The sequence below is a fragment of the Croceivirga radicis genome, from assembly GCF_002072105.2.
GTDB lineage: Bacteria > Bacteroidota > Bacteroidia > Flavobacteriales > Flavobacteriaceae > Croceivirga > Croceivirga radicis.
Genome location: NZ_MTBC01000003.1, coordinates 128,891 through 146,060, shown reverse-complemented (window position 1 = coordinate 146,060; position 17,170 = coordinate 128,891). Strand labels below are relative to the sequence as shown.

Sequence of the window (17,170 nt, the reverse complement as noted above, 5' to 3'; positions counted from 1 at the left end):
TTAAATTAGCACCAAACACTAACACATGCTAATTAAAGTATACGGAAGCGCTGTTTTTGGCGTGGAAGCCACTACTATTACCGTTGAGGTAAATATAGATAAGGGTATTGGGTATCATTTGGTAGGATTGCCAGATAATGCCATTAAAGAAAGCAACTATAGAATAGCAGCAGCCCTACAAAACAATGGTTTTAAAATTCCAGGTAAAAAAATTACAATTAATATGGCACCTGCAGACCTTAGAAAAGAAGGCTCTGCGTACGATTTAACTTTGGCTCTTGGCATTTTAGCCGCGTCTAATCAGATAAAGAGCCCAGATATTGATAGATACCTCATTATGGGAGAACTATCGTTAGACGGTACCTTACAACCAATTAAAGGTGCATTACCTATTGCCATCAAGGCACAAGAAGAAGGCTATAAAGGTTTTATATTACCAAAAGAGAATGCAAAAGAAGCAGCCATAGTTAATAAGTTAGAAGTTTATGGTGTTGAAAGTATAAAAGAGGTAATAGAATTTTTTGATAATGGCACACCTTTAGAGCAAACCGTTATTGATACACGTGCCGAATTTTATAAGCAGTTAGATTTCCCAGAGTTTGACTTTTCCGACGTACGTGGGCAAGAGAGTATTAAGCGATGCATGGAAATAGCCGCTGCAGGAGGCCATAATATAATCCTTATTGGGCCGCCGGGCGCAGGTAAGACCATGTTGGCGAAAAGACTGCCCTCTATATTGCCACCCATGACGTTGCACGAAGCTTTAGAAACAACCAAAATCCATAGTGTGGTAGGCAAGGTAAAGGACTCTGGTTTAATGAGTCAACGGCCATTCAGGTCTCCCCATCATACCATTTCAGACGTAGCACTTGTGGGCGGAGGTACGTATCCACAACCAGGAGAAATATCTTTGGCACATAATGGGGTTCTTTTTTTAGATGAATTACCAGAATTTAAACGTTCGGTATTGGAGGTTATGCGCCAACCCTTAGAAGATCGGGATGTTACAATTTCAAGAGCAAGATTTACGGTAACTTACCCAAGTAGTTTTATGCTGGTAGCAAGTATGAATCCAAGCCCGGGTGGATATTTTAATGATCCAGATGCTCCAGTAACGTCATCTCCTGCAGAAATGCAGCGTTATTTAAGTAAAATTTCCGGACCTTTATTGGATAGAATCGATATTCACATAGAAGTTACGCCGGTGCCTTTTGATAAACTTTCAGAAGATAGAAAAGGAGAGAGCAGTAAAGAAATACGCAAAAGGGTTACAAAAGCTAGAGAAATACAAACTACCCGTTTTCAAACAGTAGAAAAGGTGCATTATAATGCCCAAATGAGTACTAAACAAATAAGGAAGTTCTGTGTTTTAGATGAAGATTCAAAGCTATTGCTTAAGACAGCCATGGAACGCTTAAATCTTTCTGCTCGTGCATACGATAGAATCTTAAAAGTTGCCCGTACTATAGCAGATTTAGATAATCAAAAAGATATCAATGGCTCACATATTTCAGAAGCCATACAATATAGAAGTTTGGATAGAGAAGGCTGGCTTGGTTAGATAACTTTAATATTCGCCTTTAAACCTTCCATAATACCAAGAATGTTACGTACCGTGTCTGCTAGATAATAACGTACAACAATACTTGGAACACGAATGGTTGTAAAACCATTTTTAAACGAATGCATGGCATCTTCTAGGTCATTTATTGCTTGCTCGTGGGTAATCATTTGGTATTCTGTTTCTAGCTCAATATTAAGTTTTACTCTAGAAATTGCAATGTCTATGGATTTATGACCATCCCACCATTCCAACATGGGGTTGGCTCCCGCTTCTTTTAGGGCGTAGTATAACTGTACTGCCTCTAGTGGGGTATTGTTTGTTTCTCTAATTTTATCTATTAATCGGCTATGGCGTTCACATAAGGCAACGCCATATTTTTCGAGTGAGTCTTGTTGCTCCCTAAAACCGATATTTTTTTTACAATCACAGCATGTCATGTAAGTAGGTCTCTTTTGGTTTAAATTTAGATTTGGGAATATTATAACTGTACCATTATTCAATTAGTATATTTTCAATTCAACTTTTAGATGAAATACACTTTTTTAGATGAAATGCACATAAACTAAATTAGAACTGTTAAATTGACGCTGTGAATTGTAATCCGCATGTTTAAAAAAATTGGGCCAGGTGTACTAGTGGCCGCTGCTTTTATAGGTCCAGGAACCATAACAGCTTGTTCCTTGGCCGGTGTTCGTTTTGGTTTTGCTTTGCTATGGGCAATTTTGCTTTCCATTTTGGCAACAATGGTTTTGCAAGAAATGGCAGCCCGGTTGGGACTAATAACCAAAATGGGGTTGGCAGATGCTATTACCAAGGAGATAGGACAAGCATGGTTTAAATATCTTATTTTAGGAATAGTCCTTGGCGCTATTTTAATTGGCAATACAGCTTATGAAGCAGGCAATATAGGTGGGGCAGTTCTAGGCCTAGAAGCCATATTTGGGCCTACATTAAATACCCTATATCCAATTATAGTTGGTTCCTTCGCTATAGGTTTACTCTGGATTGGTAGCTATAAAAATTTGGAACGTATTTTTATTGTGCTGATTGGTCTAATGAGTATTTCATTTCTAATTACTGCTGTACTAACAAAACCTAAATTACTGCCATTGTTAGAAGGTTTGTTTATACCTAGGGTACAAACAGGAAGTTGGTTTACCGTAGTGAGTTTGGTAGGTACTACGGTTGTACCCTACAATTTATTTCTGCATGCGTCTTTGGTAAATAAAAAATGGAAATCGTATAGAGACTTAAAATGGGTGCAATGGGATACGGTTTTTTCAATAGGTATTGGTGGTCTGGTTTCAATGGCTGTTATTGTTGCTTCTGCCGCTATTCCTAAGGGTGAAATTAATACGGTTATGGATTTGGCATTGGGTCTAGAACCTTTGTTTGGGGCTGGTGCCCGTTTTTTTATGGGATTAGGATTATTTGCAGCCGGATTGACCTCTGCGATAACCGCACCTTTGGCGGCCGCTTATGTAGCCAATAGTTGTTTTGGTTGGAAAGCTTCTACAAAAGACTGGCGGTTTAGGTCTGTTTGGCTTTTAATAATTTTAATAGGAGTTTTTTCCCTTTCATTTGATTTTAAGCCTATTCAAATTATAAAATTTGCGCAAGTAGCCAATGGTCTACTTTTGCCAATTATGGCAATCTTGTTGTTATGGTTGGTAAATAGTAAAAAAATAATGCGCCATTACGTTAATACAAAATGGCAAAACTTTACGGCGTTATTGATTATTGTTTTATCCATTGTTCTTGGATTAAGAAGTATCGTTAAAGTAATCGGGATTTTATAAAAGATGTTTACCATAGATTTAAATGCAGATGTAGGGGAGGGTGTTGGGAATGAAGAACATTTAATTCCCTTGTTGAGTAGTTGCAATATTGCCTGTGGGGCACATGCCGGAAACCCAGTACTTTTTGAAAAAACACTAATACTGGCAAATTCTTATAATTTGAGAATAGGTGCGCATCCGGGATATCCAGATAAAGAAAATTTTGGTAGAGTGGTCATGGATATTTCAGAAAATGATTTAAAACAATGTCTTTCCCAGCAATTAAATTTGGCTTTTAAAGTGGCCAATAGACATGGGGTAAATTTACACCATATTAAAGCGCATGGCGCTTTGTACAATCAATTGTTAGATGATTATGATATGGCGGCATTATTTATAAAAGTGGTTCTAGAACATTCCAATACAATTGGAATTTATACGCCTTATAATTCCGTACTTGCAGAACTATGTCAGAAAAATGATTTGCCAGTCTTTTTTGAAGGTTTTGCAGATCGTAATTATGAAAAGAATCTAAAGTTAATTTCTAGGAAGGATGTAAATGCTTTAATTTTAAATGAAGAAGAAATTTTGGCGCACATTTTACCTATGATTAAAGAAAATAGAGTAAAAGCTTTAGATAACTCTTTTCAAGAAATAAAAGTAAACACCCTGTGTGTACATGGTGATACAGAAAATGCACACAAAATTTTGCAATATCTAAGAACAAAATTACCAGAACATCATGTCCAAATCAGATAACAGCAAACATTTGCCAATCAGAATTCAACCCTTTGGACAAAAAGCGATTGAGATTACATGGAAAGAGGATGTTTCGGAACAAATATTGAGTGCTAATTTGCAATTAACTAAAGCGTTAAAGAAAAAAATAAACAATGATTGGGAGTTTATTTCATCTTATAACACGTTAACCTTGATCTATAATGGGGTTGAATTGTTTTCTTATAAAGAACTGGTTGAATTAATTAGGAAGGAATACAATAATTTAGTGCTTACTACTTCTAAGCGTCATGTTAAATGGATTCTACCGGTATGTTATGATGAGGTTTACGGTATTGATTTATCCGAGGCGGCTAATTTTTTAGGACTAAGTAAAAATGAACTTATTAACCTGCATACAGAAGCGGTTTATACAATTTATGGTATTGGATTTTTGCCAGGGTTCATGTATTTAGGTGGTTTACCGCAAATATTAGAAATTCCAAGAAAACCAGTACCACGTTTAAAAGTTGAAAAAGGCGCTGTAGGTTTAGCGTCAAAACAAACCGGTATTTATCCGCAGGCATCCCCTGGGGGTTGGAACATAATTGGTAACTGTCCTGTTCCTCTATTCAACGTATCTAAAAGTAATCCATGCTTTTTTAGTGTGGGCGATAAGGTTCAATTTAAATCAATTTCCCAATCAGAATATGAGCATATCAAAATCCAAATGGACGTAGGTATTTATGAACCAGAAAAAGTAGTTATAGATGCTTAAAGTGATAAAAGCTGGTTTTTATACAACCATACAAGATGCGGGCAGGTTTGGTTATAGAAACAAAGGTGTTCCAATAAGCGGTGTAATGGACAATGAGGCTTACAATAAGGTAAATGGTCTATTAGAAAACCCCACGTCGACTCCCATACTCGAAATAACTATGATGGGGCCAGAATTGGTATTTACCCAGCCAACCTTTATCTGCTTGGGTGGTGCAGACCTTTCGGCACAATTAAACAAAGTTTCCATTACCAATTATAAGATCTACAAGGTTAATGCTGGGGATACCTTAAGATTTGGAAAATTAAATACTGGTTTACGCTGTTATTTAGGTGTAAAAAATGGTTTTAACGCTGAAATCGTTTTAAATAGCGCATCCCAGTATGCTCCATTAACTATGGCAGTAAAACTAGAAAAAGGAGATGTTTTAAATTATGGGGCGGTCAATAGTTTTCAGCCTAAAATTTCGGAGCTAAAAGCTAAAGAAAATTATGCTAAAGAAACGCTTTTAGTAGATAGAGGTCCGGAGTTCCATTTACTCACTGATAACCAGTTGGCCCACTTGTTTTCCAAACAGTTTACTATTGCAAAGGAGAATAACCGAATGGCTTATCAATTACACGAGTTGCTGGTAGGGCATAACACTTCAATTTTAACGGCGGCTACACAACCAGGTACCGTTCAATTTACACCAGCAGGAAGACTTATAATTCTAATGAAAGATGGGCAAACAACTGGAGGTTACCCTAGAATTCTTCAATTAAGGCCAGAAGCTATAGCCTTACTGGCTCAAAAAAAACATCAGGATAAACTGCAATTTAAATTGGCCGATACAGTTTTTTAGCTACCCTTTATATTTCTTACCACCTTTACTTTAAAAACTATCAACTTTATTCAAGAGTTGAATATGATATTTAAAACACACTTAAAATACTGATATGCAGTGTTTTAAATACTATTGAATAATAGTGAACCTAAACACATGAGGTGTGTTAAAAATATAGGGTGTTGTAAACATATATCTTTGAAAACTGAAAATAAATTAAGGAAAACCTACATTTTAGGGAACATATTATAATGGAATTAAACAAGTACAGTAAAAACGTTACTCAAGACCCAACCCAGCCTGCAGCACAGGCAATGCTTTATGCTTTGGGGCTAACAGAGGATGATTTAAAAAAGCCTTTTATAGGTATTGGTAGTACAGGTTATGAGGGCAATCCTTGTAACATGCATTTAAATGATTTGGCCAAACACGTAAAGGCAGGCGTACAATCTAAAGAGCTTGTTGGTTTAATATTTAATAGTATCGGCGTTAGTGATGGTATATCTATGGGTACCTACGGTATGCGTTATTCTTTACCTTCAAGAGATATAATTGCAGATTCTATGGAGACCGTTGTTCAGGCCATGAACTATGATGGTCTGGTTACCGTGGTTGGTTGCGATAAAAATATGCCAGGAGCACTAATGGGGATGATTCGTTTAAATAGACCTTCTATTCTTTTATACGGTGGTACCATAGCCTCAGGTTGTCATAACGATAAAAAATTAGATGTAGTTTCTGCTTTTGAGGCATGGGGAGAGAAGGTAGCTGGTTCTATTGATGAAAAAGAATACAAATCCGTAATACAAAAAGCGTGTCCGGGTGCAGGTGCATGCGGCGGTATGTACACGGCAAATACCATGGCTTCGGCTATAGAGGTATTAGGTATGTCTTTGCCGTATAGTTCTTCTAATCCGGCGGTAGGTTCGCAAAAAAATAATGATGGTAAGGCAACAGGGGAAGCGATGCGCTACCTTATTGAAAATGACATTAAACCATTAGACATCATCACTAAAAAGTCTTTGGAGAATGCCGTGCGTCTTATAACTGTACTTGGTGGTTCTACCAATGCGGTATTGCACTTTTTGGCAATCGCAAAAGCTGCGGAGATAGATTTTACCTTAGACGACTTTCAACGTATTAGCGATACCACTCCGTTTTTAGCAGATTTAAAGCCAAGTGGTAAGTATTCTATGGAAGACTTGCACAATGTAGGTGGTGTCCCCGGAGTAATCAAGTTTATGTTAGAAAATAACATGTTACACGGCGATTGTTTAACCGTAACCGGGAAAACATTGGCAGAGAATATGAAAGATGTTCCAGGCTTACATGACGGACAAGATGTGGTTCATGGTCTGGACAATCCTATTAAAGAAACAGGGCATTTAAGAATTTTATACGGTAACCTGGCAGAATTAGGTTCCGTAGCTAAGATTACAGGTAAAGAAGGGTTGCATTTCTCCGGTCCTGCAAAAGTCTTTAATGGCGAATTTGAGGCTAATGCAGGAATCCGCGATGGCTTGGTAAAAAAAGGTAATGTTGTGGTTATCCGTTATGAAGGTCCTCAAGGTGGTCCAGGTATGCCAGAAATGCTAAAACCTACAGCTGCTATAATGGGTGCTGGGCTAGGTAAAGATGTAGCATTGATTACCGATGGTAGATTCTCTGGTGGTACACACGGTTTTGTGGTAGGGCATATTGCTCCAGAAGCACAAGAAGGTGGTAACATTGCTTTGGTAGAAGACGGCGATATAATCACCATAGATGCCGAGGCAAACACCATTTCTGTGGCAATTTCTGATGAAGAAATGGCAAAAAGGAAAGCCAAATGGGCTGCTCCAGATTTAAAAGTGAGAAAAGGAAGTTTGTATAAATATGCTAAAACAGTTTCGTCTGCCTCTAAAGGCTGTGTAACTGACGCCCTTTAAAAAAAGGTTTATGGAAACATTAAAAGTAACAGAAGATAAATCAGCAAAACAAAAAAGCATGAGAGTTACAGGTGCAGAGGCTATAATTCATTGTTTGCTGGCAGAAGGTGTAGATTTAATTTATGGGTATCCAGGAGGGGCTATAATGCCCGTGTATGACGAGTTGTACAAGTTCCAAGATAAACTTACCCATATTCTTACACGCCACGAACAAGGTGCTACGCATGCCGCGCAAGGGTATGCAAGAGTAAGTGGTAAAGTAGGGGTGGCAATGGCTACTTCGGGACCAGGAGCAACCAATTTGGTCACCGGGTTGGCAGATGCACAAATAGATTCAACACCAATGGTTTGTATTACGGGCCAGGTGCCCAGGCATTTATTGGGTTCTGATGCTTTTCAAGAAACGGATATTGTTGGTATTTCTACACCTGTTACCAAGTGGAACTATCAAATTACCAAGGCGTCTGAGATTCCAGAAATTTTGGCAAAGGCATTTTATATAGCACGTTCTGGTAGACCAGGACCTGTATTAGTAGATATTACTAAGAATGCTCAGTTTGATGAAATTGATTTTACGTATGAAAAATGTACCGGCGTACGTAGCTATACACCTGTAAGTGAGCCAGACGAAAATGCCATTTCTGCCGCGGCAGAACTTATCAATTCGGCTAAAAAGCCCATGATAGTTTTTGGGCAGGGCGTAATTCTTGGAGAGGCGGAAGAAGAATTAAAACGATTGGTAGAAAAAGCGGGCATTCCTGCAGCCTGGACTATCATGGGACTTTCCGCAATGGATACCGAACATCCGCTCAACGTAGGTATGGTGGGTATGCACGGTAATTACGGCCCTAATGTGTTAACCAATGAGTGCGATTTGTTAGTTGCTATTGGGATGCGTTTTGATGACCGGGTTACGGGTAGCTTAGATACCTATGCCAAACAAGCCAAGGTTATCCATTTTGAGATAGACCCAGCAGAAATCAATAAAAATGTCAAGGCAGATGTAGCGGTTTTAGGAGATTGTAAAGCGTCCTTAAAATTGTTATTACCAAAGGTAAAAGAGAACTCACACGAGGCATGGAAAGCGGAGTTTGATAAAAAATATCAAGAAGAATTTGAAGCGGTAATTAAGAACGATATTCATCCAACCAAACCTGGTCTAACCATGGGAGAGGTGATAGAAGGAATCAATATAGCTTCGGACCAAAAAGCGGTTGTGGTTACGGATGTGGGGCAACACCAAATGATAGGTTGTCGCTATGCCAAATTCCGTCAAAGTAAAAGCAACATCACTTCTGGTGGTTTGGGTACTATGGGTTTTGCGCTACCAGCAGCCATAGGTGCTAAAATGGGGGCTCCAGAGCGTCCTGTGGTAGCAATTATTGGTGATGGCGGTTACCAAATGACCATTCAAGAATTGGGTGTCATTTTTCAACATAATGTGGGCGTTAAAATTGTGGTACTTAACAACAATCACCTAGGTATGGTGCGTCAATGGCAAGAATTGTTTTTTGACAAGCGATATGCTTCTACGGTAATGACTAATCCTGACTTCGTTAAAATAGCGGAAGGGTATCACATTAAATCGAACCGAATAGAAGAAAGAAAAGATTTAGAAGCGGGTATCAAGGAAATGATGGAGTATGATGGTCCGTATTTCCTTGAGGTTGTGGTAGAACAAGAGGATAATGTTTTTCCTATGATTCCTTCTGGTGCATCCGTATCTGATATTCGTTTAAAGTAAGAAAATGTCTTTAACAACTCTATTTAAGAAGCCCTTAATGACTGACGCTATTGTTACAGAAGCAAAGCGCTTAGATTTTGAGATGGAATCAGATGGTAATTTGGGTATGTTGTTAAGAACTTTGGTTGCATCTAAACCAAATGGGAGGGTTTTGGAACTAGGAACAGGCCTTGGCTTATCATTGTCTTGGATACTTGATGGTTTGGATGAAAATGGCTATGTCATTTCTATAGATGTAGAATCTAATTATATAGAAATTGCTAGAAAATATTTTGAACATGATGCTAGAGTTGAATTAATTACACAAGATGCATCTGATTGGATTATTAACTATAAGGGGGCAAAATTCGATTTAATATTCGCTGATGCATGGCCCGGAAAATATGAATTGTTAGAAGAAACAATAGACTTGTTGAATCCAAACGGTATATATATCATTGATGACATGATTGAACAAATTAATTGGCCAGAAGGTCATCAAGATAACGTGAATAATCTTATTGAAAAATTAGAAAGTAAAGTAGAATTAACGCTAACCAAAATGGATTGGTCAACTGGGATTGTAATCGCAGTTAAAAAGAGATAATATGGAAAATCAATGGTTTACCATTTCGGTATATTCAGAAAATAGTGTTGGATTATTAAATAGAATATCAGGAATATTCTTAAAGCGACACATTAATATAGAGAGTTTAAATGTTTCTAAATCAGAAATTGAGAATGTTTCTAAATTCACTATCGTTGTATTTACTACAGAAGATTGGACACGTAAAATTGTACAACAAATAGAAAAGCAGATAGAAGTTATAAAAGCCTTTTATCATACAGACGATGAAATAATTTATCAGGAATCTGCCATCTTTAAAATAGATTCTGATTTGTTGTTTGATGAGCGTCAAATTCAGAATATAATTAAAGAGCATAATGCTACCATTGTTACGGTAGCAAGAGACTTTTTTGTATTGGCCAAAACAGGTAGAAGAAATGAAATTGATGAAATGCACGATGCTTTTGAACCGTTCGGTATTTTACAATTTGTACGTTCAGGTCGTATTTCCGTTTCTAAGGAAACCATGCCAATTTCCAATTTATTAGAAGAATTTCAATTGAATAACTAAAAGTAATACCAATAAACACGTATAAAATGACAAATTATTTTAATACACTATCGCTTCGTGACCAATTAACGCAATTGGGAAAATGCCGATTTATGGATACTCATGAATTTGCGAATGGTGTATCTGCACTAAAAGGAAAGAAAATTGTAATTGTTGGTTGCGGAGCCCAAGGTCTGAATCAAGGTCTTAATATGAGAGATTCTGGTTTAGATGTATCTTATGCCTTAAGGGATGCAGCCATTAAAGAACAAAGACAATCGTATAAAAATGCTACAGAAAACAACTTTGTTTGTGGTACTTATGAAGAATTGATTCCTATTGCAGATGTAGTCATTAACCTTACGCCAGACAAGCAGCATACCAACGTGGTAAACGCCGTAATGCCTCTGATGAAGAAAGGCGCAACCTTGTCTTATTCTCACGGCTTTAACATTGTAGAAGAAGGCATGCAGGTACGTAAAGACCTTACGGTAATTATGGTGGCACCTAAGTCTCCAGGATCTGAGGTTAGGGAAGAATACAAAAGAGGTTTTGGTGTGCCAACCCTTATAGCGGTACATCCAGAAAACGACCCAGAAGGTAAAGGGTTAGAACAGGCTAAAGCTTATGCAGCAGCAACGGGTGGCGATAGAGCAGGTGTGTTAGAGTCTTCTTTTGTAGCAGAGGTAAAGTCAGATTTAATGGGTGAGCAAACTATTCTATGTGGTTTGTTGCAAACAGGTTCTATCCTAAGCTTCGATTTAATGGTAGCCAAAGGCATAGATGCGGGTTATGCCTCAAAATTGATACAGTACGGTTGGGAAACCATTACAGAAGGTCTTAAGCAAGGTGGTATTACCAACATGATGGACCGTCTATCTAATCCTGCTAAAATAAAAGCTTTTGACTTGGCAGAAGAGTTAAAAGAAATTATGCGTCCATTGTTCCAAAAGCATATGGACGATATTATGAGCGGTCATTTCTCCAAAACAATGATGGAAGATTGGGCTAATGATGATAAAAACCTATTAACGTGGAGAGCGGAGACAGGCGAAACTAATTTTGAAAAAACTCCCGCAGGTGAAATTGAAATAACTGAGCAGGAATTTTACGATAATGGCGTGTTAATGGTGGCGTTTGTAAAATCTGGTGTGGAATTGGCATTTGAAACCATGACTGAATCCGGAATTATTGCAGAATCTGCTTATTACGAATCGTTACACGAAACACCACTTATTGCGAATACTATTGCACGTAAAAAGTTATTTGAAATGAATCGTGTAATCTCTGATACGGCAGAATACGGTTGTTATTTGTTTGATCATGCTTGTAAACCTTTGTTGGCGGATTTTATGAAAACCGTAGACACAGACGTAATTGGCAAGCCGTTTGCAGCGGGCCAAGGAAATGGTGTGGATAACCAACGATTAATTGCTGTGAACAAAGCCTTAAGAGAACACCCGGTAGAAGTAGTAGGGGCGCGTTTACGAGCCTCAATGACCGCAATGAAACCGATAGCTTAAAACAATACAAGGCAGGTTCAAAACCTGCCTTTTTTTATATCTTTTTTTGAATGAAAGAAGAAAGTAATACGTATGTTCCCAAAATAAGTGCAATACAGCAAGCTGCGATTACCATAAGTAGTATCGCAGAAGAAACACCTTTGCAAGAAAGTATACGGCTAAGCAAAGCACTTGGGGCTAATGTATTGTTAAAACGCGAAGACTTACAACGGGTACGTAGCTACAAAATTCGTGGTGCTTTCAATAAAATTCATTCACTTTCCAAAGAAGCATTGGAAAATGGAGTGGTTTGTGCCAGTGCGGGTAATCATGCACAGGGTGTAGCGTTTGCTTGTAGCCATCTTGGGGTTAAAGGAACCATTTACATGCCAGTGGTAACCCCAAAACAAAAGATAGACCAAACCAAAATGTTTGGTGGCGATTGGGTTACCGTAGTTTTAAGCGGTGATACTTTTGATGATGCCTATCTGGCAGCCCAAAAGGAATGTGATGAGCAAGGTAAAACGTTTGTGCACCCATTCGACGACCCAAAGATTATAGAAGGACAAGCCACTGTTGGTCTAGAACTGCTCAACCAAACTAAAATGCCTATAGATTATGTTTTTGTACCTGTTGGTGGTGGTGGTTTGGTGTCTGGTATCTGTTCGGTTTTTAAAGAATTGTCTCCCAACACCCAGATAATCGGGGTAGAACCAGAAGGTGCTCCTTCCATGAAAAAATCCATGGAGTTGGGTAATGTAACAGTACTTGAAGAAATTGATAAATTTATAGATGGCGCTGCGGTAAAGCGCGTAGGAACACTTAATTTTAATATTTGTAAACAGCATTTGAGTCAGATGGTTACAGTGCCAGAAGGTTTGGTTTGCCAGGCCATTTTAGACTTGTACAACAGGGATGCTATAGTTGTAGAACCTGCTGGTGCGTTAACTATTGCGGCATTGGGTCAATTTAGCGAGCGATTAAAGGGTAAAAATGTGGTCTGTATTGTTAGTGGTAGTAACAATGATATTACTAGAACTGCAGAAATTAAAGAACGAGCGCTGTTATATGGTAAGGTAAAACATTATTTTATTGTTCGTTTTCCGCAAAGACCTGGGGCATTAAAACAATTTGTGGCAGATATTTTAGGGCCTACAGATGATATAACCCATTTTGAATATTCTAAAAAGTCTAGTAGGGAAGATGCACCGGCCGTTGTGGGTATAGAGTTGCAGTCGCCTTTAGACTTGGAGCCACTGATTAAACGTATGAAAGAAAATAACTTTTTTGGCGACTATTTAAATGATAAGCCAGATTTGTTTCAATACTTGATTTAAACTTAAATCTAACTTAAAAAAGGGATTAAATACAAGAACACTTAGCATGACAACAACACCACAAATTCCTGAAGAATTTCAAATAAAAGAACAAAAACACCAAAGGCATTATTTAGTCAATGGTGAACTTAGAGCGTGGAATGGCGCTACAACAGAAGTTATTTCCACTATTTCTAGTACAGAAGATTACCAACCTACCATTTTAGGAAGTATCCCAGATATGGGAGAAAAAGAGGCTCTAGATGCATTAGATGCAGCTTTAAAAGCGTATGACCAAGGTCAGGGCTTGTGGCCTACCATGAAAGTAAAGGACCGTATTGAGTGTATGGAAACCTTTGTAAAAAAGATGGAGGCCAAAAGAGAAGAGGTAGTTAAACTCTTAATGTGGGAAATAGGGAAGTCTAAGCCCGATTCTTACAAAGAATTTGATCGTACCGTTGAATACATTTACGATACAATAGAAGATTACAAGCAGTTAGATAGAGACTCGGCTAAATTTCAAAAGCATGATGGCGTTTATGCACACATACGCCGTGGACCTTTGGGAGTTGTATTGTGCTTAGGCCCTTACAATTATCCTTTAAACGAGACGTTTGCGCTATTAATTCCCGCGATAATCATGGGTAACACTACTATTTTTAAGCCTGCAAAACATGGGGTTTTGTTAATAGCACCTTTACTTGAGGCGTTTCAAAGTAGTTTTCCAAAAGGTGTGGTCAATATTCTTTTTGGTAGGGGTAGGGCAGTTGCTGCGCCAATTATGCAAACAGGAAAAGTAGACGTTTTGGCATTAATTGGTAATAGTAAATCGGCCAATGCATTGCAAGAGCAACATCCAAAAAGCAATAGGCTAAGATTAGTTTTGGGGCTCGAAGCTAAAAATCCGGCCATAGTGCTACCGGATGCAAATATGGATTTAACGGTGAACGAAGTTATTGCTGGGACAACCTCATTTAACGGGCAACGGTGTACCGCTCTTAAAGTGGTTTATGTTCACGAAGAGGTTAAAGACGAATTTTTTGAGAAATATACCAAGGCTATCGATGCTCTAAAATTTGGTAATCCATGGGAAGATGGCGTTAAGCTTACGCCACTACCAGAACCTGGAAAACCAGATTATATTCAAGAATTAATAGATGACGCCATAGCAAAAGGTGCTAAGATTATGAACGAAAAAGGCGGGCAGCGTTTTGATAATTACATTTGGCCAGCGGTATTGTATCCCGTAACAAAGGATATGCGTGTGTACCAAGAAGAGCAATTTGGACCAGTAGTACCCGTGTTGTCTTTCAAGGATATTTCTGAACCTTTAGATGATATGGCAGAATCTAATTACGGACAACAGGTGAGTCTATTTGGTAAAGACGTTTATACCTTATCGCCTTTAATTGATACTTTGGCCAACTTGGTTTGTAGGGTAAACCTGAACAGTTCTTGCCAACGCGGACCAGACGTGTACCCGTTTACAGGGAGAAAAGACTCTGCGCAAGCAACTTTGAGCGTGCACGATGCTTTACGTTCTTTTAGTATTAGAACGTTTGTTGCCTTTAAAGACAATGAGGTGAACAATGAAACAGTAGAGCAACTATTAGAAGCTAAGGTGAGCAACTTTTTAAGTACGGATTACATATTATAATTGCAATTAACTAGAATTAAAACTGTGCGGCCCTTGTTTTAACAAGGGCTTTTTTTGTGGATTGTTATACTTTTGGAATACTTTAAAAATAGTAACTATGAAAATATCTAAAATTACAATAGTATTAGCAGTGTTGCTCACTTTTGGCAGCTGCGCAGAATTGCAACAAGTAGTAAATAATTTGCCTACCACAGGTGGTCCGGTAACCCAAGAAGAAATCATTGGCGGTTTAAAACAAGCACTTGAGTTTGGTGTGGTAGAAGGGGTAAATATCTTGAATAAGGAAGATGGTTACTTCAAAGATGAAGCGGTCAAAATTTTATTACCAGAAGAACTACAGAAGGTAGACGCAACACTGCGTAAAATAGGCCTGTCTAACTTAGCAGATGAAGGATTGAAGGTATTGAATAGGGCTGCAGAAGATGCAGTGAGCGAAGCAAAACCAATCTTTGTGCAGGCCATTAAGGATTTTACTTTTGCCGATGCTAAAACCATTTTGACATCTTCCAATGATCTGGCCGCTACTGAATATTTAGAGGGTAGTACCTCTACTAAATTAGCAGCTGCTTTTGAACCAAAAATTGCTGCTTCATTAGATAAAGTAGGAGCAAACGATATTTGGGCAACTATTATTCAGAAATACAATACCGTTCCATTGGTGAAACCGGTAAATCCAAATTTGACAGAGTACGTAACCAATCAGGCAATTGACGGTTTGTTTGTAAAAGTAGGCGACAAAGAAAAAGAAATTAGAAATTCTGTATCTTCTAGAACTACCGCGTTATTGCAGAAAGTATTTGCACTACAATAAACTAGTGGTGCACAATTGCAAACTCAATTTTGCACTATTTTAACATACAATTAATCCTTAGTTGTTTTTTGTTGTTAAAATAGCATAGATATTTGCAAATTCAATCGTTTTGAGAACTATGGTGATATTGCATTTTTGTACCCTAATTGTTCATTAAAAACGAACTGATAAGCAACTATAAATGGAGAAAAAATTCAACAATAAAAAAGCCTTACTTTCATTAGCCTTAGGTGGTTTTGGAATTGGCTTAACCGAGTTTGTTATCATGGGTATTTTACCAGAGGTAGCAAATGGTTTACAGGTAAGTATTCCAGAGGCAGGGCACTTTATAGCGGCATATGCTTTAGGTGTTGTAGTAGGCGCACCTTTATTAGCCTCTATGTGCGATAAATTGCCTTCTAGAAAAATGTTATTGCTATTAATGGTTTGGTTTACGGTTTTCAATACTTTGTCTGCCTTTTCTCCAAATTACTATACCATGTTGAGCATGCGCTTTTTATCCGGCTTACCACACGGTGCATTTTTTGGAATTGGCTCTATAGTTGCCACTACTTTAGCAAAAGAAGGAAAGGCGGCCCAAGCTATCGCCATAATGTTTTCGGGCTTAACCGTTGCGAATTTGATAGGTGTTCCATTAGGTACCTATCTAGGACAAACCTATAGCTGGAGCATCTCTTTTTTCCTAGTGGGTATTGTTGGTATACTAACTTTTTTGAGCATCTTTTTCTGGATGCCTAAAATTGATGGTGAGGTAAAACAGCAATCCGATGAAAAAGAGCAGCCTAAGGCTAATGTACCAGTATTCAAAAACGGAGAGCTATGGGCCATAATTGCTTTAACGGCCATAGGTACAGGTGGTTTTTTTGCATGGTACAGTTATATTGCTCCTTTGATAACGGATGTGGCCAATTTACCAGAGTACGTGGTAAGCTATGCTATGGTAATTGCTGGTGCAGGAATGGTGTTAGGTAATTTTATTGGCGCTAGAATGGCAGAGGTATATAAGCCTTTAAAATCGGTGATAATAAGTTTAACAGCAATGAGCCTGGTTTTATTGATTAATTCCTTTTTTGCATTTAATGCCATTGTAGTATTGGTTTTAGCCTTTTCTATTGGATTAATCACCTTTACGGTTGCCGCGCCCTTGCAAATGGCAATTATCAATAGTGCAAAAGGAGCTGAGAAAATTGGTGCTTCAATGAACCAAAGTGCATTTAATATAGGTAATGCTTCTGGTGCATATTTAGCCGGACTACCATTGGTTTTTGGATTTAGCGTAACTGCAGCCAGTGTGGTAGGTGCTATTTTGGCTGGTTTAGGTGTTCTAATTGCTGTTGGTATTATGGTTTATAGAAAGCAAAAAGTAAAAGCCGAGAAACAAAAAAAACAGTTAGCCTCTTGTTGCTAATGTATTTTAAAGAAATAAAAAAAGGCCTGAATGCTTAGTTCAGG

Annotated in this window: 15 protein-coding genes; 14 read left to right on the top strand and 1 reads right to left on the bottom strand. The window is 38.1% G+C overall.

The window, feature by feature from the left end; all coding sequences use genetic code 11:
• Nucleotides 1-25: 25 nt before the first annotated feature.
• Nucleotides 26-1,561, top strand: coding sequence for a YifB family Mg chelatase-like AAA ATPase (locus tag BUL40_RS05585; protein ID WP_080318422.1), 1,536 nt, complete (start codon nt 26-28; stop codon nt 1,559-1,561).
• On the opposite strand, the gene BUL40_RS05580 is transcribed toward BUL40_RS05585, so the two are convergent.
• A complete protein-coding gene (locus BUL40_RS05580) occupies nt 1,558-2,001 on the bottom strand; it encodes a hypothetical protein (RefSeq protein ID WP_010516598.1) in 444 nt (147 codons plus the stop codon). The genes BUL40_RS05585 and BUL40_RS05580 overlap by 4 nt on opposite strands.
• 168 nt (nt 2,002-2,169) lie before the next feature.
• Here BUL40_RS05580 and BUL40_RS05575 point away from each other — a divergent pair, with 168 nt between their 5' ends.
• From BUL40_RS05575 to BUL40_RS05515, 13 genes are all read left to right on the top strand, one after another.
• Nucleotides 2,170-3,363, top strand: coding sequence for an Nramp family divalent metal transporter (locus BUL40_RS05575; protein WP_080318421.1), 1,194 nt, complete (start codon nt 2,170-2,172; stop codon nt 3,361-3,363).
• Nucleotides 3,364-3,366: 3 nt separating this feature from the next.
• Nucleotides 3,367-4,101, top strand: coding sequence for a LamB/YcsF family protein (locus BUL40_RS05570; RefSeq protein ID WP_080318420.1), 735 nt, complete (start codon nt 3,367-3,369; stop codon nt 4,099-4,101).
• Nucleotides 4,085-4,837, top strand: coding sequence for a 5-oxoprolinase subunit PxpB (gene pxpB / locus BUL40_RS05565; RefSeq protein WP_080318419.1), 753 nt, complete (start codon nt 4,085-4,087; stop codon nt 4,835-4,837). The genes BUL40_RS05570 and pxpB overlap by 17 nt, the downstream gene beginning before the upstream one ends.
• Nucleotides 4,830-5,681 (top strand): 5-oxoprolinase subunit C family protein, encoded by an 852-nt coding sequence (locus BUL40_RS05560; protein WP_080318418.1) that lies wholly within the window; start codon nt 4,830-4,832, stop codon nt 5,679-5,681. Before pxpB ends, BUL40_RS05560 begins: the two co-directional genes overlap by 8 nt.
• 233 nt (nt 5,682-5,914) lie before the next feature.
• Entirely contained in the window at nt 5,915-7,591 is a 1,677-nt protein-coding gene (ilvD, locus tag BUL40_RS05555; protein ID WP_080318417.1) for a dihydroxy-acid dehydratase, read from the top strand.
• Nucleotides 7,592-7,601: 10 nt separating this feature from the next.
• On the top strand, nt 7,602-9,335 hold the full coding sequence (gene ilvB, locus BUL40_RS05550; RefSeq protein ID WP_080318416.1) for a biosynthetic-type acetolactate synthase large subunit: 1,734 nt from the start codon (nt 7,602-7,604) through the stop codon (nt 9,333-9,335).
• 37 nt (nt 9,336-9,372) lie between these two features.
• Nucleotides 9,373-9,921: an O-methyltransferase gene (locus BUL40_RS05545; protein ID WP_080318415.1), complete on the top strand. Its 549-nt coding sequence runs from the start codon at nt 9,373-9,375 to the stop codon at nt 9,919-9,921.
• A 1-nt stretch (nt 9,922) separates the two neighbouring features.
• Entirely contained in the window at nt 9,923-10,453 is a 531-nt protein-coding gene (gene ilvN, locus BUL40_RS05540; protein ID WP_010516606.1) for an acetolactate synthase small subunit, read from the top strand.
• 26 nt (nt 10,454-10,479) lie between these two features.
• Nucleotides 10,480-11,955 (top strand): ketol-acid reductoisomerase, encoded by a 1,476-nt coding sequence (ilvC, locus tag BUL40_RS05535; protein WP_080318414.1) that lies wholly within the window; start codon nt 10,480-10,482, stop codon nt 11,953-11,955.
• 50 nt (nt 11,956-12,005) lie between these two features.
• Nucleotides 12,006-13,271, top strand: a complete 1,266-nt coding sequence (gene ilvA / locus BUL40_RS05530; RefSeq protein ID WP_080318413.1) for a threonine ammonia-lyase — start codon at nt 12,006-12,008, stop codon at nt 13,269-13,271.
• A gap of 46 nt (nt 13,272-13,317) precedes the next feature.
• The gene (locus BUL40_RS05525; protein WP_080318412.1) at nt 13,318-14,907 is read left to right on the top strand and encodes an NADP-dependent glyceraldehyde-3-phosphate dehydrogenase; all 1,590 of its coding nucleotides are present in this window, start codon (nt 13,318-13,320) and stop codon (nt 14,905-14,907) included.
• 97 nt (nt 14,908-15,004) lie between these two features.
• Nucleotides 15,005-15,718, top strand: coding sequence for a DUF4197 domain-containing protein (locus BUL40_RS05520; protein WP_080318411.1), 714 nt, complete (start codon nt 15,005-15,007; stop codon nt 15,716-15,718).
• Between the two features lie 181 nt (nt 15,719-15,899).
• Nucleotides 15,900-17,126: an MFS transporter gene (locus tag BUL40_RS05515; RefSeq protein WP_080318410.1), complete on the top strand. Its 1,227-nt coding sequence runs from the start codon at nt 15,900-15,902 to the stop codon at nt 17,124-17,126.
• The last annotated feature ends 44 nt before the right edge of the window (nt 17,127-17,170 follow it).

Excerpts from the sequence above, each read along its gene's own strand:
- BUL40_RS05580 (WP_010516598.1), bottom strand. The coding sequence starts at position 2,001 with ATGACATGCTGTGATTGTAAAAAAAATATCGGTTTTAGGGAGCAACAA.
- BUL40_RS05515 (WP_080318410.1), top strand. The coding sequence starts at position 15,900 with ATGGAGAAAAAATTCAACAATAAAAAAGCCTTACTTTCATTAGCCTTA.
- BUL40_RS05570 (WP_080318420.1), top strand. The coding sequence starts at position 3,367 with ATGTTTACCATAGATTTAAATGCAGATGTAGGGGAGGGTGTTGGGAAT.
- BUL40_RS05575 (WP_080318421.1), top strand. The coding sequence starts at position 2,170 with ATGTTTAAAAAAATTGGGCCAGGTGTACTAGTGGCCGCTGCTTTTATA.
- BUL40_RS05520 (WP_080318411.1), top strand. The coding sequence starts at position 15,005 with ATGAAAATATCTAAAATTACAATAGTATTAGCAGTGTTGCTCACTTTT.
- ilvN (WP_010516606.1), top strand. The coding sequence starts at position 9,923 with ATGGAAAATCAATGGTTTACCATTTCGGTATATTCAGAAAATAGTGTT.
- BUL40_RS05545 (WP_080318415.1), top strand. The coding sequence starts at position 9,373 with ATGACTGACGCTATTGTTACAGAAGCAAAGCGCTTAGATTTTGAGATG.
- BUL40_RS05585 (WP_080318422.1), top strand. The coding sequence starts at position 26 with ATGCTAATTAAAGTATACGGAAGCGCTGTTTTTGGCGTGGAAGCCACT.
- ilvC (WP_080318414.1), top strand. The coding sequence starts at position 10,480 with ATGACAAATTATTTTAATACACTATCGCTTCGTGACCAATTAACGCAA.
- pxpB (WP_080318419.1), top strand. The coding sequence starts at position 4,085 with ATGTCCAAATCAGATAACAGCAAACATTTGCCAATCAGAATTCAACCC.
- BUL40_RS05560 (WP_080318418.1), top strand. The coding sequence starts at position 4,830 with ATGCTTAAAGTGATAAAAGCTGGTTTTTATACAACCATACAAGATGCG.
- ilvA (WP_080318413.1), top strand. The coding sequence starts at position 12,006 with ATGAAAGAAGAAAGTAATACGTATGTTCCCAAAATAAGTGCAATACAG.
- ilvD (WP_080318417.1), top strand. The coding sequence starts at position 5,915 with ATGGAATTAAACAAGTACAGTAAAAACGTTACTCAAGACCCAACCCAG.
- ilvB (WP_080318416.1), top strand. The coding sequence starts at position 7,602 with ATGGAAACATTAAAAGTAACAGAAGATAAATCAGCAAAACAAAAAAGC.
- BUL40_RS05525 (WP_080318412.1), top strand. The coding sequence starts at position 13,318 with ATGACAACAACACCACAAATTCCTGAAGAATTTCAAATAAAAGAACAA.